Genomic DNA, 18,908 nt, shown 5'->3' with positions numbered 1-18,908 from the left:
CTGCCTCACACTTCGAAGGGCTGGACGACGACGAAGTTGCCGGGGGCGCCCCGGAACTGGAGGTTGACGGCCTCCGCGGTCTGCCGGGCGTACCCGGAGCGGCGCAGGCGCAGCGAGGTCGTGGTGACCGCCTGCGCGCCCGCGGACCAGGCGATGACGGCGTTGCCGTCGACGTACGTGGCGGGGCCGACCGGGAGGACGACGGGCACCCCGCGGGTCTTGACGACGACCGCGCCCGTGCCGGAGAACAGCATGCTGAACAGGCCGCCGCCGGGCAGGCCGGCGCCCTCGATACGGCGGACCTCGGTGTCGAGGGCCTCGTCGAAGGCGAGCACCCCGCGCGCGGAGGTGTAGAGCTGCTCGCCCTGGAGGCGGATGACGAAGAGGCGGCTCGCCTCGTCCGCGAGGAAGACCTCGCCGTCGCCGGAGCAGCGCATGAGGCTCATGCCCTGGCCGGTGAGCTGTCCCGTCAGCTTGCCGAGGAGTCCCGAGCCCTTGTGGGCGAAGTCGATGTCGCCCTGGTAGGCGACCATGCTGCCCTGTTTGGCGAGGATGTTCGCGCCCTTGCTGAGCGTCGCCCGCACGAGCTCCGGGTTCTGCTCGGTCCAGCGGTCGCCCACGGGGGCCTCGGCGTACCTCGTGAGGACTGCGCGGAGGCCGGCTTCGGGGGGTACGGGGGCGAGGGCGGTGGTGGCGCCGAAGGGGGCGCCCAGGGGGGTGGTGCCGGGGGTGCCGAAAGGGGCGCCCGGGGGCGTCGTGCCCGGCGGGGTGAACGGGCCGCCCTGCGGGGCGGGGGCCGTCGGGGTGGGTGGGGGTGGGATCGTGCCGGCGGGTGGGGTGTGGAGGCCGGCGGCGATGGTCGGGGCGGCGTGGGGGGCGAAGGCGGGCGCGGGGGCCGGTGGGGGTGTGGAGGGGGTGCCGAAGGAGGGCGCGGGCACTGCGACGGGCGGGGTCGCGGGCGGCGCGGCCGGGGTGGCCTGGGCCGGGGCGGTGACCTGGGCCGGGGCGGTGGTCTGGTGCGGTACGGCGGTCGTCGCCGGGGGCGCGGGAGGTGCCGGGGATCCTGCCGGGGCGGCGAAGGCCGGCGGGGCGAAGGCGGGGGGCGCCGCCGGGGCTTCGGGGGCCGTCGGCTCTTCCTGTGCCCCTTCCGTCTCCGCCTCCTCAGCCACCTCGCCGCCGAAGTTCTTCAGCAGCGCGTCGAGGCCGCCGTCGAAGCCCTGGCCGACCGCGGCGAACCGCCAGACGTCCTTGAGGTAGAAGTCGCCGAGCATCACCGCGCGCTCGGTGGAGAACTCCGAGCCGTCGAAGGCGTACCGCGCGACCTCCTCGCCGCCCGCGACGATGCGCAGGTAGCCGGGGGCGATCTGCGACATCTGGCCGTCGCCGTCGATCGTCGCGGTGAAGGACAGCTTCTGGATCTGCCGCGGGATCCGGTCCAGGGTCACCCGGAAGGACTCCGTGTCCCCGGCCTGTTCACCGAGGAGCTGGATGGACTCCTCGGGCGACTTCGGCTGGTTGAAGAAGACGAAGTACCGGTCGTCCGAGAGCCGTTCGTCGGCGTCCAGGCCGAAGCAGCTGATGTCGAAGGCCAGGCCCGGCGCGGAGATCTGCACCCCCACGTACAGATCCGTCCCCGCCGTCAGATCGCCGACCTTGGCCTTGTGGCCGCGTTGGAATTCCCTGGGCATGTGCAACGACCGTCCCCCACTCCCGAATGCGAGTTCGTTCGGGCCAGGCTAACCGCTGCCTCTGACATCGCCCGAAGCCGGTACGAACCCGGTACACAACGCGCGCCGCCTCACTCCCCGCGCGCGCCCGGCAGGTGCGGGAGCCGGTCGGCGGAGACGACGCCCTCCAGGTACCCGCGCGCGCGTTCGGTGCGCGGGTACGCCTCAAGGAGCCGCCAGAAGTCGGGGCCGTGACCGGGGACGAGGAGATGCGCCAGCTCGTGCAGGAGGACGTAGTCGATGACGTACTCCGGCATGCCCTTCAGCCGGTGGGACAGCCGGATGCTGCCCTCCGCGGGCGTGCACGAGCCCCAGCGGGTGTTCTGGTTGGTCACCCAGCGCACGGAGCTGGGCCGGGCACGGTCGTCGAAGTACTGCGCGGACAGCCGCTGCGCGCGGTCGGCCAGCTCGGCGTCGCCGGGGACCCGTTTGCTCTCCTGGGCGGCCAGCTTGTCGAGCATGACAGTCACCCAGCGCTTCTCCTCGGCCTCGGACATCCGGGCAGGGATGAGCACGACGGTGCGGTCGCCCTCGCGGTACGCGGAGACCGTCCGGCGGCGCCGGGCGCTCCTGCGGACCTCGATCGCACTCGCCCCGGAGCCGCTCGGCGGCGGGCTCGTCGTGCTGCGCTGTGATGTTCCGGCGTGCAGTGGGTCGGCGGACACGCCCCGACGTTACCCGCTGCACACGGGAGAAGTCTTGACTCCGGGACGGTTCGGTGTCGTTCCCGTGGCGTACGGGTGCTCCGAGCGGCCGACTTGTACGACTGATGGCGATACCTGTGGATAACTTTCGGCGGGTTCGCGTGGGGGTGGGCATGCTGAGGGTGACGGACGAGGCGAGGGTTCCGGGGCCGTGAGGCCATGACTGCAACGACGACGGGGGTGGTGGCCGTGCATCCGAGGGTGAAACCGGCGCTGCGGCGCGGGTGGCGTGATCTGAGCACGGTGCAGTTCGGGATGACGCCGGCGCACGCGCTGACGCTGGGGCCGCTGGACAGCGCCACGCAGGGGTTCCTCGATCTGCTGGACGGGACGCGGGGGCTGCCGCTGCTGCGGGAGGAGGCGCGCAGGCGGGACCTGCCGGAGGGGCATGTGGACGGGCTGGTGCGGGACCTCGCGGGAGCGGGGCTGCTGGACGACGCGCGCGGGGGCGGTCCTGACGCGGACGCGCTGCGGCGCAGGGGCGCGGTCCTGGAGCGGCTGGGCCCGGACCTGGCCGCGCTGTCGCTGATCGCCCCGGAGCCAGGCGAGCCGATGCGGCTGCTGGCGGCCCGGCGCCGGGCGCGCGTGCAGGTGCGGGGCGCGGGCCGGGTCGGCGCGGCGCTGGCCGCCCTGCTGTCGGCGGCGGGCGTCGGCTCGGTCGACGTGGTCGACGAGGGGCGGGTGGAGCCGGGTGACGTGGCGCCGGGCGGCCTGCCCGCGGGCGCGATCGGCGAGCCCCGCCGCGAGGCGGCCCGGCGCGCGGTGCGTACGGCGTCCCCCGACCGTCCGCCGTCCCGCGAGCCCGGTCCCGGGCCGGGGTTCGCGCTGGTGGTCCTGGCCCCGCGCGACGACGTCGCCGTGTACGCCCCGGACCCGGCCGCCGCCGAACCGCTGATCGCCTCGGGCACGCCGCACCTGTACGCCGGGGTGGTGGAGGCGACGGGCGTGGTCGGCCCCCTGGTCCTCCCCGGCGAGACGGCCTGCGCGGGGTGCCTGCAGCGGTCCCGCTGCGACGCCGATCCGGCCTGGCTGCGCCTGCTCGCCCAGTGGCGTTCGGGCCGGCGCCGCCCCACCCTGCCGTGCGACCTCGCCCTGGCCACCACGGTCGCGGGTCTCGCCGCGGGCCACGCCCTGGCCTTCCTCGACGGCCGGACCGCGCCGCCGGGAAGCACCCGCTGGGAGATCTCGACCCCGGCGCTCCAGTGGCGGGCGAGGACGGTCGCGGCCCATCCGGAGTGCGGATGCGGGGCGGCGGACGCCGGGGAGCGCGCGGGGGCGGAACCTCCGGCGGCTCTGTCCGGTCCTTCTTGCCGAACCTTCTCCGACTGTTGAGGAGGACCCCGTGGAGGACTTGAGGTCGCACGAGACAATGGCAGGGCAACGGCATTCGATGGAGTCACTCCGTCCGGCGAACGCGGCGCGGCCGGTGGGTACTTGGAGGGCGCATGTCTGATCTTCCCCGCAAGGCGGTCACCCGCACCGCCAAGCTCGCCGCGCTCCCGCTCGGCATCGCCGGCCGGGCCACCTGGGGCCTGGGCAAGCGGATCGTGGGCGAGTCCGCGGAGCTCGTCGGCCGCGAGCTTCAGCAGCGTACGGCGGAGCAGCTCTTCAAGGTCCTCGGCGAGCTGAAGGGCGGCGCGATGAAGTTCGGGCAGGCCCTGTCGGTCTTCGAGTCGGCGCTCCCGGAGGACGTGGCGGGCCCCTACCGCGCGGCGCTGACGAAGCTCCAGGAGGCGGCCCCGCCGATGCCGACCCGTACGGTGCACGCGGTGCTCGCGGAGCGGCTCGGCGCGAACTGGCAGGACCTGTTCCTGGAGTTCGACGACAGGCCGGCCGCCGCCGCGTCGATCGGCCAGGTCCACCGCGCGGTGTGGCGGGACGGCCGCGAGGTCGCGGTGAAGGTCCAGTACCCGGGCGCGGGCGAGGCCCTGCTCTCCGACCTGAACCAGCTGGGCCGCTTCGCCCGGCTGCTCGGCCCGCTGGTCCCGGGGATGGACGTCAAGCCGCTGATCACCGAGTTGCGCGACCGGGTCTCGGAGGAGCTGGACTACGCCCTGGAGGCGGCGGCCCAGCGCGCGCACGCGCAGGAGTTCGCGGACGACGCCGACATCGTCGTACCGGCCGTGGTCCACCAGTCCGATCAGGTCCTGGTCACCGAGTGGATCGAGGGTGTGCCGCTGTCCGAGGTAATCGGGGAGGGGACGCGGGAGCAGCGTGACCGGGCCGGGCAGCTTCTCGCCCGGTTCTTCTTCTCGGGGCCCGCGCGCACGGGCCTGCTGCACGCCGATCCGCATCCCGGCAACTTCCGGCTGGTCCCCGACGGTGACGGCTGGCGGCTGGGCGTCCTGGACTTCGGTACGGTCGACCGGCTGCCGGGGGGTCTGCCGGCGCCGATAGGCGAGGCGCTGCGGATGACCCTGGCGGGCGACGCGGGCGCGGTCCACGAGCAGCTGCGCGCGGAGGGCTTCGTCAAGGAGTCCATCGACCTGGACCCCGGCGCGGTCCTCGACTACCTGCTCCCGATCATCGAGCCGGTCCAGGCCGAGGAGTTCACGTTCACCCGCTCCTGGATCCGTACGCAGGCGGCTCGTATCGCCGATCCGCGCTCCCCCGCGCACCAGTTGGGCAAGCAGCTCAACCTCCCTCCGTCGTACCTCCTCATCCACCGCGTCACGCTCAGCACGATCGGCGTCCTGTGCCAGCTGAACGCGACGGTCCGGCTGCGCGCGGAGCTGGAGGAGTGGCTGCCGGGCTTCACCGCCGAGCCGGATCCGACCGTCCTGCCCTAGCCCGGGGCACCACAAGGGGCCGGCCCGAATCCGGACCGGCCCCACGGACAACCTCAGTCGTACGGTGCGTACGCCTTACTGCATGACGGCCATGGCGAGCGCCCGGCGAGCGCGCCGCGAGGCACGCTCGGCACGGCGCTGCATCCGCCGGGCGGCGACCAGGCGGATCGCCTGGCGCTCCTGCTCGGCCTCCCGCATGCGCTCGTGCATATGCGCACGAGCCAAGGCTTCTGGGATGAGTTGCATCTCTCGGGTCCTGTTCTGACGCGAGTCGTTCGCGCCGCTGGTGGTGACGTCTGTGTTCGCGGAGCCCACGGGCTCACTGGCGGACGGCTTCATCGGGGCCTGCTTCTGGGGGTCGTGCGTGAGGGGACGGTCGATGGTTCCGGTGATGTTCATGCCGAGACCGGGTTCTTGCGCGGGCGGCCACGCGGCCGCTTGCGGGCGACGACGACGCCCTGCACGAACAGTTCGCCACCCCAGACGCCCCAGGGCTCGCGCCGCTCCTTCGCACCGGCGAGGCACGCCTCGACCAGCGGGCAGGTACGGCACAGGGACTTCGCGTACTCGACGTCCGCGGGCGACTCGGCGAAGAAGACCTCCGGGTCGTAGGAGCGGCAGGGGACGGGTACGCCGAGGTTCTCGATGGCGTCGTCGAGCGCGGTGAGCGCGGTGAGGGGAGTCAAGGCGGGGTCCTCCTGGAGACCGGGCGGGGGGATCGTTTCGGAAGGCGGTACGGACGTTTCGTGCGCTTCGAGTTGCACGGTTTCGTCTTCCTCGTCTGTCGGACCGGCCCTGTTGGGCCGGTGTCGGCTTGTCGTCCCGAGGCTCCTTCGGCTGTCTGTCCCCGGTGCGGGGACAAACAGAAGGGCCGCGGATCCCGGATGGGGTTCCGCGGCCCTGAAGGCGCCGGCCTGATCGTCGATCAGGCTGGATCACTCCAGGGATCTGGCCCGCGGAAGGCCCACATCTGGTGGTGCTGCGTCGTCTGCTTCGGGTTTCCGGCACCGGCTGCCGTAAAGACATAGGCCAGTGCCTTTGCCTCTACTGCTTCCAGTGCCTTCATCGGTCGCTCGTCGCGGGTGGGAACACTCGCGGGGGCGACGGAGAGGGACTCGGGCCGACCGGCGCGGAGGCCGGACAGACCGGTGCCCGGGTTCGAGGCGCCGAGGATGCACACGGAGACGACCGAGGGATCGGTCAGTTTGACGGTGCTGATGAAGCGGGTCTTGTTGATGATCACTGGAATCGCCTCCTCTCGGCGTCTCATGGACCGGGGATGAACCCGACCCGACGGATATGCAAGTACAACACGGATCAGGGCTCTTCGAGAAGGCCGCCGTTCCGGTGTGTAAGAACCTATGGGGATTGCCGGGGCATGCGCAAACTATTTTTTCGACGACTTCGCATCAGTCCTCCCCTTCCTCCTGCGCACGGTCCTGACCTGCGCAGATGGCCAGCACATCGGTGCCGTACCGGTTGAGCTTGCGCTGACCGACGCCGGGGATGCGCGCGAGGTCGCCCGGTTCCTCGGGGGCGGTCTCGGCGATGGCGACCAGCGTCTTGTCGGTGAAGACGCAGAAAGCGGGCTGTCCGGTGTGCTTGGCCTGGACCTCTCGCCAGGCGCGCAGCCTCTCGTAGAGGCCCTCGTCCATGTCGGAGGGGCAGTCGTCGCACCGCAGGAGTTTCAGCTCGCCGCCGTCGGTCAATGTGCGCCCGCAGATCCGGCAGCGCGCCGGAGTGCGCCGGCGCCGGGGGGACGCGCCGGGGGTGTCCGCCTTGCCCGCCGCGGCTCCGGCGGTGCCGCGCTCGACGCCTCCGGTGGCGCCCGGGGCGGCGGTGCGGCCCGCCGCGCTGCCGGAGCCGGGGCGCAGGCCGTCGAGGAAGCGGGAGGGGCGGCGGCTGGGCCTGCCGCCGGGTGAGCGGGCGAGGGCCCAGGAGACGTGGAGCCGTTCGCGCGCGCGGGTCACGCCGACGTACAGCAGCCGCCGTTCCTCCTCGATCTGCTCGTCGGTGCGGGCGTAGGTGATCGGCATCATGCCCTCGGCGACGCCGACCAGGAAGACGACGTCCCACTCCAGGCCCTTGGCGGAGTGCAGGGAGGCGAGGGTGACGCCCTGGACGGTCGGGGCGTGCTGGGCGTTCATCCGCTCGTCGAGTTCGGCGATCAGGTCGGCGAGCGTGGCGTCCGGCTTGGCGGCGGTGAAGTCGCGGGCGAGGTGGACGAGGGCGGCGAGGGACTCCCAGCGCTCTCTGACGGCCCCGGAGCCCGCCGGGGGCGTCGTCGTCCATCCCTCGCCGGAGAGGACGGCACGCACCTGCGAGGGCAGGTCCACGGCGTCGTCCAGCGCGGAGTCGTTGCCCCCGAAGCGGGCGGCTGCGCGCAGGGAGGCGGTCGCCTTGCGGACCTCGGGCCGGTCGAAGAACCGCTCGGCGCCGCGCAGCTGGTAGGGGACACCGGTGTCGGCGAGGGCCTGTTCGTAGGTCTCGGACTGGGCGTTGGTGCGGAAGAGGATCGCGATCTCGGCGGCGGGGACGCCGGCCGCGAGCAGTTCGCGGATGCGGCGGGCGGCGCCCTCGGCCTCGTCGGGTTCGTCCGCGTACTCGGTGTAGGCCGGTTCGGGGCCGGGCGTGCGCTGGGAGACGAGTTCCAGCCGGTGGTCGGCGGCCCGGCCGCTCGCCTGGGCGAGGAGGCCGTTGGCGAGATGGACGACCTGGGGGGTGGAGCGGTAGTCGCGGACCAGTTTGACGACGGTCGCGCCGGGGTGGCGGGTGCGGAAGTCGAGGAGGTGGTCGGGGGTGGCGCCGGTGAAGGAGTAGATGGTCTGGCTGGCGTCGCCGACCACGCACAGGTCGTCGCGGTCGCCGAGCCACAGCTCCAGGAGGCGCTGCTGCAGGGGGCTGACGTCCTGGTACTCGTCGACCACGAAGTGCTGGTACTGGGCGCGGACCTGGTCGGCGATGTCGCGGCGGTCCTGGAGGACGGCGACGGTCAGCAGCAGGACGTCCTCGAAGTCGATGACGCCGCGCTCGCGCTTGAGGTTCTCGTAGGCGGCGTAGAGCTGGGCCAGTTCCGCGGGGTCGCGGGGGGCGTCGCGGCCCGCCTTGGCGACGGCCGGCGCGTAGTCGGCGGGGACGGTCTGGGTGACCTTGGACCACTCGATCTCGGCTGTCGCGTCCCGCAGTTCGCCGCGGTCCAGGCGCAGTCCGCAGGCGGCGGCGGCGTCGGCGACGAGCTGGAACTTGCGGTCGACGAGGCGGGGCAGGGCGCCGCCGATCGCCTTCGGCCAGAAGTACTGGAGCTGGCGCAGGGCGGCGGAGTGGAACGTCCGCGCCTGGACGCCCTGGGCGCCGAGCTGGCGCAGCCGGCCGCGCATCTCGCCGGCCGCGCGGTTGGTGAACGTGACGGCGAGGACGCTGGAGGGCTGGAGGATGCCGGCGCGGACCCCGTAGGCGATGCGGTGGGTGATCGCCCTGGTCTTGCCCGTGCCGGCGCCGGCCAGCACGCACACCGGGCCGCGCAGGGTGGTCGCCACCTCGCGCTGCTCGGGGTCGAGCCCTTCGAGCACCGCGTCGGCAGAGTCCGGTGCCTGCGGGAAGAGAGGGGAGTGCGTTGCTGCTGTCACACCGCCATGCTGCCAGGTCCGTCGGGACGGGCGAGAAAGTTATCCACAGGCGTGACCCGATTGTCGTACCGGTGCGGCGGGCGTCACGTCCGGGTGACCCGGGGGCGGGAATGGCGGGGGATTCCCGTACGTTTCCTCTCCTGCGAGCACACCTCCCCCGACCCGCCGAAGGAGCGCGAAGACATGCCGGGCACTGTGACGATGTACAGCACCACGTGGTGCGGCTACTGCCGCCGGCTGAAGAGCCAGATGGACCGCGAGGGCATCGCGTACACCGAGGTCAACATCGAGCAGGACCCCGACTCCGCGGCTTTCGTCGAGAAGGCGAACGGCGGCAACCAGACGGTCCCGACGGTGCTGTTCCCGGACGGCTCGACACTGACGAACCCGTCGCTGGCGCAGGTGAAGCAGAAGATCGGCGCGTAGGCGCGTACGCGCGAGAGGGGCGGTCCCGGTGAACGGGGCCGCCCCTTTTTGGTTTCGCGCGTTCAGATGAAGCTGCGGGTCGGCAGGGGCTTGCCGTACCAGAGTTCGATCAGGCGGGCCGCGATGGAGATGCCGTAGGGCGGCAGGACCTCGCCGGACTCGAAGGCGGCGCCCAGTTCGTCGCGGGAGAACCAGCGGGCCTCGTGGATCTCGTCGCCGTCGACGTCGATGTCGGTGGACGTGGCGTGCGCGAGGAAGCCGAGCATCAGGCTGGACGGGAAGGGCCAGGGCTGGCTGGCGACGTACTCGACGCGGCCGACGGTGACGCCGACCTCCTCGAAGACCTCGCGGCGCACGGACGTCTCGATCGACTCGCCGGGCTCGACGAACCCGGCGAGCGTCGAGAAGCGCCCTTCGGGCCAGTGGACCTGGCGGCCGAGCAGGAGGCGGTCCTCGTCGTCCGTGACGGCCATGATGACGGCCGGGTCGGTGCGCGGGTAGTGCTCCGCGCCACAGGCCGGGCAGCGGCGGATGTGGCCCGCGGCGGCGATGACGGTGCGTTCGCCGCAGCGGGAGCAGAAGCGGTGGGTGCGCTGCCAGTTCTCCAGGCCGACCGCGTGGACCATCAGGCCGACGTCGCGCGCGGACAGCAGCAGGCCCGCCTCGCGCAGGCCCGCGGGGCGCGCGGACTGGTCGATGCGGCCGGGGAGGGCGTCCTTCTGGAGGGCGAAGTAGCTGACGCCGTCCTCGTCGGTGCCCAGGAAGTAGCGGTGCGCCTCGGTGAGCGGCGCCTCGAAGGAGGGCGTCATGACGAGTTCGGTCCGGCCGTCGGGCGTCTCGTCGATGAGGACCTGGCCGCCGGAGACCACGAAACAGCGGGTGGTGGGGTGGCTCCACGCCGCGGCGAGCCACGCCTCGTCGAGCCGGTGGTGGGCGGCGCGGTCGATGCCGCTGGGTGCGGTGAGCGACACGGGCCGGTCGGCGTTCGGGTCGGTCCAGGTGGTCACGGGTACTTCCAACTCCCCCGGGGCGGCGGTTGGTTCGGCGGGACGTACGGCAGGGGCGGGTGCGGGTGTCGGTCAGGGCGCATGGCGCCAGGTGCGCGCGAGGTCGTCCCACAGGTGGGCGGTGGTCTCGACGCCTTTGAGGAGCAGGTCGAGTTCGACCTTCTCGTTCGGCGCGTGCCAGCCGTCGGAGGGGACGGAGATGCCCAGGAACAGCACGGGGGCGCCGAGGACCTCCTGAAGGTCGGCGGCGGGCCCGGAGCCGCCCTCACGCGTGAAGCGGACGGGTTGCCCGAAGGCGCGGCCCATGGCGCGGACGACGGCCTGGAGGGCGGGGTGGTCGAGCGGGGTCAGGCACGGGCGGGTGGCGGGGCTGAAGTCGATCTCGCAGCGGATCCCGGCGGGCACCTGCTGGGCCACCCACGCGCGGACGGCCTTCTCGACGGCGTCGGGGTCCTGTCCCGCGACGAGCCGGAACGACAGCTTCACGAACGCGGAGGCGGGGACGATCGTCTTGCTGCCGGCGCCCTGGTAGCCGCCGCCGATGCCGTTGACCTCGGCGGTGGGCCGCGCCCAGACGCGCTCCAGGGTGGAGTAGCCGGCCTCTCCCCGGGCGGCGTGGGAGTGGGCGGTGCGCAGCCAGCGCCCCTCGTCGAAGGGCAGTTCGGCGAAGAGGGCGCGCTCCTGGTCGGTGAGGTCGACGACGCCGTCGTAGAAGCCGGGGACCGCCACGCGCGCGTGCTCGTCGTGCAGGGCGGCGACGAGGCGGGCGACCTCGGTGGCCGGGTTGGGGACGGCGCCGCCGAAGGAGCCGGAGTGGATGTCCTGGTCGGGGCCGTACAGGCGGATCTCGCAGTCGGTGAGGCCGCGCATGCCGGTGCAGACGGTGGGCGTGTCCTCGGACCACATGCCGGTGTCGGAGACGATCACGGCGTCGGCGGCGAGCCGGTCGGCGTTGGCCTCGACGAGGGCGCGGAAGTTCGGGGAGCTGGACTCCTCCTCGCCCTCGATCAGCAGCTTCAGGTGGACGGCGGGGGCGGTGCGGCCGGTGGTGGCAAGGTGGGCGCGCACACCGAGGGTGTGGAAGAAGACCTGTCCCTTGTCGTCGGCGGCCCCGCGCGCGTAGAGGCGGTTGTCGCGGACGACGGGGTCGAAGGGGTCGGTGTCCCAGCCGTCCTCGCGGGCCGCCGGCTGCACGTCGTGATGGCCGTAGACGAGGACTGTGGGGGCCTCGGGGTCGCTCGCGGGCCACTCCGCGTAGACGGCGGGGGCGCCGGGGGTGGGCCAGACCTCGACGACGGGGAAGCCGGTCTCGGTGAGTTTCGCGGCGAGCCAGTCGGCGCTGCGGCGGACGTCGGGGGCGTGCTCCGGCTGGGCGGAGACCGAGGGGATGCGCAGCCACTCGGCGAGGTCGCCGAGGAAGGCGGCCCGGTGCTCCTCGATGTACGCGCGGACGGCGCTGACATCACTGACGGCGCTGTCAATGGGCTGGCTCATGTCCACGAGCCTATCCGGCCGCACCGACATCGTCGCCGGGCGCCCGGACCCCCGCCGGCTGCTCCCCGGGACCCCGCGCACCCCGCAGAATCCGCTCCAGAGCGGTCCTTCCGGGCAGCTCCGGGGGCCGGACGACGTCTCCGGTCCTCACGTAGAGGAACGCCGCTGTGACGGATTCCACGGGCACGCCCTCCTGCTCGGCCCACGCGAGCCGGTACAGCGCGAGCTGCAAGGGGTCGGCGGTCCGCTCCCGGTGGGTCTTCCAGTCGACGATCTCGTACGTCGCCGTCGCGCCGTCGCCCTCCTTGTAGACGGCGTCGATACGGCCCCGTACGACGCGGCCCGCCAGGGAGAGCTGGAAGGGGGCCTCCACGCGGTGGGGCGTGCGGCGGGCGTAGTCGGTGTGCTCGAACGCCTCCTTCAGTGCCTCCAGGTCGCCTTCGTCGTCGATCTCCGCGTCCTCGGTGCCGGGCAGGTCCTCGGGCTCCAGGAGGGGCAGGGTGAGCGCCTCCCAGCGGGCCTCCACCCAGGCGTGGAAGCGCGTGCCCCTGCGCGCGGCGGGTTTCGGCGGCTGGGGCATGGGGCGGGCCAATTCCTGCGCGAGGCCGTCGGGGTCCTCGGCGAGGCGCATGACCTGGGAGGCGGTGAGGACGGCCGGGAGGGGGACGTCGGTGACGGTCCGGCGGGCGCGCAGGAGTTCGCCGGTGAGGGCGTCGAGGTCGCGGTCCCAGGAGGCGATGGTGCGGGCGTCCTCCGGGGTGAGGGGGGTGGCCTGGTGAGGGACGGTGGGGTGGGCGGGGGCGCGCGGGGGGTCGTCGTACGGGTCCGTATCGTCGTACGGCGGCGTTTCGTCGTACGGGATCGTCTCGTCGTACGGGCCCGTTTCGTCGTACCGGGGGTCGTAGGGGTCGTCGTCGTCCGGGGGCGGGGGCCAGTCGGGGTCCTCGTGGGCGTGGGGGGTGTGGACGGCGGTGGGGGTGTCGAGGTGGGTGAGGACCGTGTCAGCGGCGGCTCGGCGGCGGCGCAGGGCGGTGTCGTCGAGGGGGAGCGGCCAGGCGTGGTCGGCGGTGGTGTCCTGGAGGGTGGGGTTCTCCTCGCCGTCCTCGGGGGCGTCGGCCCACACGTCGATCTCGCCGTGGCCGGCGGCGCAGTGGTCGTACAGGGCGGTGAGGAAGCCGGAGGGGCCGCGGGGTTTCTTCTGGGTGGGGCCCCACCAGTGGCCGGAGCCGAGCAGGAGGCTGCGCGGGCGCGTGAAGGTGACGTAGCCGAGGCGGAGTTCCTCGGTGTGCTGGTGGTCCTTCATGTCCTCGTGGAACGCCTTCATGCCCTTGGCGTCCCAGCTCACGACGTCGGGGAGGGTGTCGGCGTCGCCGCGCAGGGCGTGCGGGAGGACCTTTGCCTGGGCGGTCCACTTCTCGCGGCCCTTGGCGCTGGGGAAGGTGCCGTCGACGAGCCCGGGGACGGCGACGACGTCCCACTCCAGGCCCTTGGACTTGTGGGCGGTGAGCACCTTGACGGTGTTCTCGCCGCCGGGGAGGGCGTTGTCGAGGCCCTTCTCGTACTGGGCGGCGGTGCGCAGGAAGGCGAGGAAGGCGAGGAGGGTGGCCTGTCCGTCGTGGGCGGTGAAGGAGGCGGCGACGTCGAGGAAGTTCGACAGGGTCTCGCGGCGGCGGGCGGCCAGCGCGTGCGGGGACGCCGAGAGTTCGACCTCCAGGCCAGTGACGGCGAGGACGCGGTGCAGGACGTCCATCAGCGGGTCGGACAGGGAGCGGCGCAGGTCGCGCAGTTCGGTGGCGAGGTAGGCGAAGCGCACGCGCGCGTCCGGCGAGAACGGCAGGCCGTCGTCGTCCCCGGCGCCGTCCAGGAACGTGTCCAGGGCGTCCGCGAGCGATATCACCTCGGCCGGGTCGGTGCCCTCGACGGCGGCGGCGAGGCGCCGGTCGGGGTCGCCGTCGTCGTCCGCGCCCGCGTGGGTGACGAGCCGTCGGGCGCGGCGGCCCAGGAGGGCGAGGTCGCGGGCGCCGATGCGCCAGCGGGGGCCGGTGAGGAGGCGGACCAGGGAGGCGTTGGCGCCGGGGTCCTGGAGGACCTCGCAGACGGCGACGAGGTCGGCGACCTCGGGGAGGTGCAGCAGCCCGGAGAGGCCGACGACCTCGACGGGGACGTCCCGCGCGACCAGGGCGCCCTGGATCTCGGCGAAGTCGGTCGCCGTGCGGCACAGGACGGCGATCTCGCCGGGCGCCCTGCCGGTGTTCACGAGGTGGGCGATGGAGTCGGCGATCCAGTCGATCTCCTCGGCGTGGGTGCGCAGGAGGGCGCAGCGGACCGTGCCGTCGCGTTCGGCGCCGGGGGCCGGGCGCAGGGCCTCCACGCCCGCGTGCATCGCGCGCAGGGGTTCCGCGAGGCCGTTGGCGAGGTCGAGGAGGCGTCCGCCGCTGCGGCGGTTCTCACTGAGGGCCTGGCGGGTGGCGGGGCGGCCGTCGGCGTGCGCGAAGTGCTCGGGGAAGTCGTCCAGGTTGGCGACGGAGGCGCCGCGCCAGCCGTAGATGGCCTGGCAGGGGTCTCCGACGGCGGTGACGGGGTGGCCGGTGCCGCCGCCGAAGAGGCCCGCGAGCAGGATGCGCTGGGCGACGGAGGTGTCCTGGTACTCGTCCAGGAGGACCACCTTGAACTCCTCGCGCAGGATCCGGCCGACCTCGGGGATGCCGGCGAGGCGCGCGGAGAAGGCGATCTGGTCGCCGAAGTCGAGGAGGTCGCGGTCGCGTTTGGCGGTGCGGTAGCGGCGGACCAGTCCGGTCAGGTCGCGGCGGGCGGTGGCCGTCTCGGGGACCTTGCGCAGGTCGGCGTTGCTGAGTTTGGCGCGCTCCAGGGCCGTCAGCAGGTCGGCGTCCCACGCGCGCAGGTCGTCGGGGTCCACCAGGTGTTCGGCGAGTTCGGCGTCGAGCGCGAGGAGGTCGGCGGTCAGGTCGGCGAAGGAGCGGGTGAGCGCCGGGTAGGGGCCCGGGGCCTCGCGCAGGACGCGCGCGGCGAGCTGGAAGCGGGTCGCGTCGGCGAGGAGGCGGGACGTCGGCTCCAGGCCGAGGCGCAGGCCGTGGTCGGTGAGCAGGCGGCCGGCGAAGGAGTGGTAGGTGGAGATGACCGGCTCGCCCGGGGGGTCGTCCGGGTCGACCGGGTCCGGGTCGGTGACGCCTGCTTTGACCAGCGCCTTGCGGACGCGTTCGGCGAGTTCTCCGGCCGCCTTGTTGGTGAATGTCAAGCCGAGGACCTGCTCGGGGGCGACCTGGCCGGTGCCGACCAGCCACACCACGCGCGCGGCCATCACGGTCGTCTTGCCCGACCCCGCTCCGGCCACGATCACCTGCGGGGCGGGCGGCGCCGTGATGCAGGCCGTCTGCTCCGGGGTGAAGGGGATGCCGAGGAGCTCTTTGAGCTGCTCGGGGTCGGTGATGCGGGAGGACATGCGAGGAAGGCTAGTGGGCGGCACTGACAACGGGGGACAAATCGGCGGGTGGGGCGGGAGATGTGCAGGTGGGAGGGGTGGTGGGGTCGGTCACAGGGGGTGGCTGCGACCGATGCGGCCGGGCGTTCGGCGCCCGGCGGGGCTCGGCAGCGGTGTCCAGGGCGGCTCGGCGTCAGCGCCCGGGCGACCGGGTTGTCATGCGCCCGCCCGCCGCCTCCGTCCGCCCTCACTCCACCACGTGCCGCCCCTCCGGCCGTGCGCTGCACGACGCCCGGAACGCGCAGTGCGTGCAGTGCTGGCCGGCGTCGGGGGTGAAGCGTTCGTCGAGAACCTTGCCGGCGGCCGTGGCCAGCAGGTCGCCGACCCACTCGCCGGACAGCGGCTCCTGGGCCTGCACCTTGGGCAGGGTGTCGCCGCCGTCGCGCTGGGCGGCGCCCTGGCGGAGCTGGACGAGTTCCGCGCCGCCCGCCTCGGGCCGTACGCCGTCGAAGACCTCGTCAACGGCGCCCTCGCGCACGGCGAGCTGGTAGACGGCGAGCTGGGGGTGGCGGGCGACCTCGGCGGCGGTGGGCGCCTGTTTGCCGGTCTTGAAGTCGACGACGTACGCGCGCCCGTCGGTGTCGGTCTCGACGCGGTCCATCTGGCCGCGGATGCGCACCTCGTACTCGCCGGCTTCGAGGGTGACGTCGAAGTCGTGCTCACTCGCCACGGGGGTGCGGCCCGCGCGGTCGAGCACGTGCCACTTCAGGAAGCGTTCGAGCGCCGCGCGCGCGTTGTGCTTCTCCTGGTCGGACTTCCAGGGCGCGTCGAAGGCGAGCGCGTTCCACACGGAGTCGAGGCGCTCCATGAGGACGTCGAGGTCGGCGGGGGTGCGGCCGGAGGCGACCTCGTCGGCGAGGACGTGGACGACGTTGCCGAACCCCTGGGCGGCGGTCGCGGGCGCGTCGGCCTTCACCTCGCGGCCCAGGAACCACTGGAGCGCGCACGTGTTGGCGAGCTGGTCGAGAGCGCTGCCGGACAGGACGACGGGCTGGTCGCGGTCGCGCAGCGGGACCTTGCTCTCGGTGCGGTCCCACATGCCCCACCAGCGGTACGGGTGGGCGGCGGGGACCAGCGGGCGGCCGTCGTCGTCGGCGAGCGCGGCCAGGCGGGCGAGGCGGCGCGCGGCGGCCTCCCTGAGGGCGTCGGAGGCGCGCGGGTCGACCGTGGTGGCGCGCAGTTCGGCGACGAGCGCGGGCACCGACAGGGGGCGGCGGGGGCGGCCGGTGACGTCCTTGGGTTCGACGCCGAGTTCGGTGAGGAAGCGGGAGGGCTGGTCGCCGTCGTCGGCGGGTGCCTTCACGGCGGTGACGACGAGGCGCTCGCGCGCGCGGGTGGCGGCGACGTAGAACAGGCGGCGTTCCTCGGCGAGCAGCGCGCCCGGGGTGAGGGGTTCGGCGAGTCCGTCGCGGCCGATGCGGTCGGCCTCCAGCAGGGAGCCGCGCCGGCGCAGGTCGGGCCACAGCCCCTCCTGGACGCCGGCGACGACGACCAGGCGCCACTGGAGGCCCTTGGCGCGGTGCGCGGTCATCAGGCGCACCGCGTCCGGCCGTACGGCGCGTCGCGCGAGGGTGTCGGCCGCGATGTCCTCGGCCTCCAGTTCCTCCAGGAAGTTCAGGGCACCCCGGCCGCCGGTGCGGGCCTCCGCGCGGGCGGCCGTCGCGAACAGCGCGCACACGGCGTCGAGGTCTCGGTCGGCGTTGCGTCCCGCCGCGCCGCCGCGCAGGGCGGCCTTGGCGAGCCGGCCGGGCCAGGAGGTACGCGCCCACAGTTCCCACAGCGCCTCCTCGGCGGTACCGCCGTCCGCGAGGCGCGCGCGGGCCCGGGCGAGCAGTTTTCCGAGGTCTTGTGCGCCGCGCGCGTACGTGCGGTCGTGCACGGCGAGCCGTTCGGGTTCGGCGACCGCGCGCGCGAGGAGTTCGTCCGAGGGCGGTGGCAGGGGGTTGCCGCCCGCCCGCTCCTCGTCGCGCAGCGCGCGCCCGAGGCGGCGGACGTCGGCGGCGTCCATGGCGGCGAGGGGCGAGGCGAGGAGGGTGAGGGCGGTCTCGGTGTCGAGCCAGACGGGGGGCTCGTCGGCCGTACTGTCCGCGTCGCCCGCGTCGCCTGTGTCGTCCGTGCGGCTCGTGGCCTCCGCCGTCGCGACCGCGCGCAGGGCCGTCAGCAGGGGGGCGACCGCCGGTTCGTGGCGCAGCGGGACGTCGGCGCCGTCGGTGTGCAGGGGGACGCCCGCGGTGCTGAGGGCTCGGCGCAGGGCGGGTACGGAGCGGGTGCCCGCGCGCACGAGGACGGCCATCTCACGCCAGGGGACGCCGTCCTCCAGGTGGGCGCGGCGCAGGATGTCGGCGATGTTGTCGAGTTCGGTGCCGGTCGTCGGGTACGTGTACACCTCGACGCCGCCGCCCTCGCGCGTGGGGGCGAGGGCGCGGTGGGCGCGGGCCTTGTCCGCGGGGAGGCGGGTGAGGGGCATGCGCTGGGCGAGCAGGCGGGTGGCGGTCAGGAGGTGCGCGGCGGAGCGGCGCGAGGTGCGCAGGACCTCGACGGGGGCGGGGATGCCGTCCGCGCGCGGGAAGGTGTGCGGGAAGTCGAGGATGCCGTTCACGTCGGCGCCCCGGAAGGCGTAGATCGACTGGTCGGGGTCGCCGAGGGCGACGAGGGTGCGGCCGTCTCCGGCGAGCGCGCGCAGCAGGCGTACCTGGGCGGGGTCGGTGTCCTGGTACTCGTCGACGTAGACGGCGTCGTAGCGCGTGGCGAGCTGCCGGGCGGCGTCGGGGCGCTGGGCGAGGAGCACCGCGCGGTGGACGAGTTCGGCGTAGTCGAGGACGCCTTGGAGGTCGAGGACGTCGAGGTACTCGGCGAGGAAGACGGCGGCGGCACGCCAGTCGGGGCGGCCGATGCGGTCGGCGAAGGCGCGCAGGGCCTCGGGGCCGAGGCCAAGTTCGCGGCTGCGGGCGAGGACGGCGCGGACCTCGTCGGCGAACCCGCGCGTGGTGAGGCAGGCGCGCAGTTCGTCGGGCCAGCTCACGTGCGCGAGGCCGAGGCGCTGGAGGTCGAGCTGTCCGGCGAGCAGTTCTCGGACGGTGACGTCCTGCTCGGGGCCGGAGAGCAGGCGCAGGGGTTCCACGAAGAGTTCGCTGTCCTGGTGGGCGCGTACGAGGGCGTAGCAGAACGAGTGGAAGGTGGTCGCCTGGGGTGCGCGCGAGGCGCCCATGCGCAGGGCCATGCGGTCGCGCAGTTCGACGGCGGCCTTGCGGCTGAACGTCAGGACGAGGATCCGCGCGGGGTCGCCGCCGCCGGCGACGCGGGCGGCGACGGACTCGACGAGGGTGGTGGTCTTGCCGGTGCCGGGGCCCGCGAGAACCAGCAGGGGGCCGGTGGTGTGGTCAACCACGGCACGCTGCGCGGCGTCCAGACGAGGGGGAGCCTCGCGGGCCGGAGGGGTGCGCACCAGTCGGTAGGCGCCACGGGTCCCCTGCCGTACCTGGGGGTGCGGCAGGCGCCCGGTGGAGGGAGAGGTGCTCACGTGGTTCGCCGGTCCTGGTGGGTGTGCTGGTTCGTCGCCGACCGTCCGTGCCGGGCGGTGGTCTCGGGATGAGGGGGACGGGTGCGGCCGACGCTACGCCGGGTGCCGGCCCGGAG

The 18,908-nt window shown here is 73.8% G+C and carries 12 protein-coding genes and 1 pseudogene; 3 read left to right on the top strand and 10 right to left on the bottom strand.

What is annotated here, in order from left to right; all coding sequences use genetic code 11:
• Positions 1-5: 5 nt before the first annotated feature.
• Both ACLZOT_RS09775 and ACLZOT_RS09770 read right to left on the bottom strand, forming a co-directional pair.
• Entirely contained in the window at positions 6-1,688 is a 1,683-nt protein-coding gene (locus ACLZOT_RS09775; protein ID WP_416968388.1) for a TerD family protein, read from the bottom strand.
• 110 nt (positions 1,689-1,798) lie between these two features.
• A complete protein-coding gene (locus ACLZOT_RS09770) occupies positions 1,799-2,392 on the bottom strand; it encodes a M48 family metallopeptidase (RefSeq protein ID WP_416968387.1) in 594 nt (197 codons plus the stop codon).
• 228 nt (positions 2,393-2,620) lie between these two features.
• Between ACLZOT_RS09770 and ACLZOT_RS09765 the strand changes: the two are divergent.
• Positions 2,621-3,884: pseudogene (locus ACLZOT_RS09765) on the top strand (ThiF family adenylyltransferase).
• On the top strand, positions 3,877-5,220 hold the full coding sequence (locus ACLZOT_RS09760; RefSeq protein ID WP_416968386.1) for an ABC1 kinase family protein: 1,344 nt from the start codon (positions 3,877-3,879) through the stop codon (positions 5,218-5,220). Before ACLZOT_RS09765 ends, ACLZOT_RS09760 begins: the two are co-directional and overlap by 8 nt.
• A gap of 75 nt (positions 5,221-5,295) precedes the next feature.
• On the opposite strand, the gene ACLZOT_RS09755 is transcribed toward ACLZOT_RS09760, so the two are convergent.
• The 4 genes from ACLZOT_RS09755 to ACLZOT_RS09740 form a co-directional block, all read right to left on the bottom strand.
• Positions 5,296-5,619 carry a hypothetical protein gene (locus ACLZOT_RS09755; RefSeq protein ID WP_416968385.1) on the bottom strand — a complete coding sequence of 108 codons (324 nt, stop codon included), beginning with the start codon at positions 5,617-5,619 and terminating at the stop codon, positions 5,296-5,298.
• Positions 5,616-5,984: a WhiB family transcriptional regulator gene (locus ACLZOT_RS09750; protein ID WP_055723829.1), complete on the bottom strand. Its 369-nt coding sequence runs from the start codon at positions 5,982-5,984 to the stop codon at positions 5,616-5,618. Before ACLZOT_RS09750 ends, ACLZOT_RS09755 begins: the two co-directional genes overlap by 4 nt.
• Before the next feature lie 161 nt (positions 5,985-6,145).
• Entirely contained in the window at positions 6,146-6,490 is a 345-nt protein-coding gene (locus tag ACLZOT_RS09745; protein ID WP_416968384.1) for a hypothetical protein, read from the bottom strand.
• Between the two features lie 139 nt (positions 6,491-6,629).
• Positions 6,630-8,846, bottom strand: coding sequence for an ATP-dependent DNA helicase UvrD2 (locus tag ACLZOT_RS09740; protein ID WP_416968383.1), 2,217 nt, complete (start codon positions 8,844-8,846; stop codon positions 6,630-6,632).
• A 183-nt stretch (positions 8,847-9,029) separates the two neighbouring features.
• Between ACLZOT_RS09740 and ACLZOT_RS09735 the strand changes: the two genes are divergently transcribed.
• Positions 9,030-9,272 (top strand): mycoredoxin, encoded by a 243-nt coding sequence (locus ACLZOT_RS09735; protein WP_416968382.1) that lies wholly within the window; start codon positions 9,030-9,032, stop codon positions 9,270-9,272.
• 62 nt (positions 9,273-9,334) lie between these two features.
• On the opposite strand, the gene nudC is transcribed toward ACLZOT_RS09735, so the two are convergent.
• The 4 genes from nudC to ACLZOT_RS09715 form a co-directional block, all read right to left on the bottom strand.
• Positions 9,335-10,279: an NAD(+) diphosphatase gene (gene nudC / locus ACLZOT_RS09730; RefSeq protein ID WP_319733918.1), complete on the bottom strand. Its 945-nt coding sequence runs from the start codon at positions 10,277-10,279 to the stop codon at positions 9,335-9,337.
• A gap of 72 nt (positions 10,280-10,351) precedes the next feature.
• Positions 10,352-11,773 (bottom strand): dipeptidase, encoded by a 1,422-nt coding sequence (locus ACLZOT_RS09725; RefSeq protein WP_416968381.1) that lies wholly within the window; start codon positions 11,771-11,773, stop codon positions 10,352-10,354.
• 10 nt (positions 11,774-11,783) lie between these two features.
• Positions 11,784-15,233 carry a UvrD-helicase domain-containing protein gene (locus ACLZOT_RS09720; RefSeq protein ID WP_416968380.1) on the bottom strand — a complete coding sequence of 1,150 codons (3,450 nt, stop codon included), beginning with the start codon at positions 15,231-15,233 and terminating at the stop codon, positions 11,784-11,786.
• 226 nt (positions 15,234-15,459) lie between these two features.
• Positions 15,460-18,792, bottom strand: a complete 3,333-nt coding sequence (locus tag ACLZOT_RS09715; RefSeq protein ID WP_416968379.1) for an ATP-dependent helicase — start codon at positions 18,790-18,792, stop codon at positions 15,460-15,462.
• Positions 18,793-18,908: the final 116 nt, after the last annotated feature.

Origin of the sequence: Streptomyces sp. 4F14, assembly GCF_048159485.1 — a bacterium.
Lineage (GTDB): Bacteria > Actinomycetota > Actinomycetes > Streptomycetales > Streptomycetaceae > Streptomyces.
The sequence above is the reverse complement of the archived record's forward strand: the minus strand, read 5'-3'. Positions and strand labels throughout refer to the sequence as shown.

Excerpts from the sequence above, each read along its gene's own strand:
- ACLZOT_RS09775 (WP_416968388.1), bottom strand. The coding sequence starts at position 1,688 with ATGCCCAGGGAATTCCAACGCGGCCACAAGGCCAAGGTCGGCGATCTG.
- ACLZOT_RS09760 (WP_416968386.1), top strand. The coding sequence starts at position 3,877 with ATGTCTGATCTTCCCCGCAAGGCGGTCACCCGCACCGCCAAGCTCGCC.
- ACLZOT_RS09755 (WP_416968385.1), bottom strand. The coding sequence starts at position 5,619 with ATGAACATCACCGGAACCATCGACCGTCCCCTCACGCACGACCCCCAG.
- ACLZOT_RS09745 (WP_416968384.1), bottom strand. The coding sequence starts at position 6,490 with ATGAGACGCCGAGAGGAGGCGATTCCAGTGATCATCAACAAGACCCGC.
- ACLZOT_RS09735 (WP_416968382.1), top strand. The coding sequence starts at position 9,030 with ATGCCGGGCACTGTGACGATGTACAGCACCACGTGGTGCGGCTACTGC.
- ACLZOT_RS09725 (WP_416968381.1), bottom strand. The coding sequence starts at position 11,773 with ATGAGCCAGCCCATTGACAGCGCCGTCAGTGATGTCAGCGCCGTCCGC.
- ACLZOT_RS09720 (WP_416968380.1), bottom strand. The coding sequence starts at position 15,233 with ATGTCCTCCCGCATCACCGACCCCGAGCAGCTCAAAGAGCTCCTCGGC.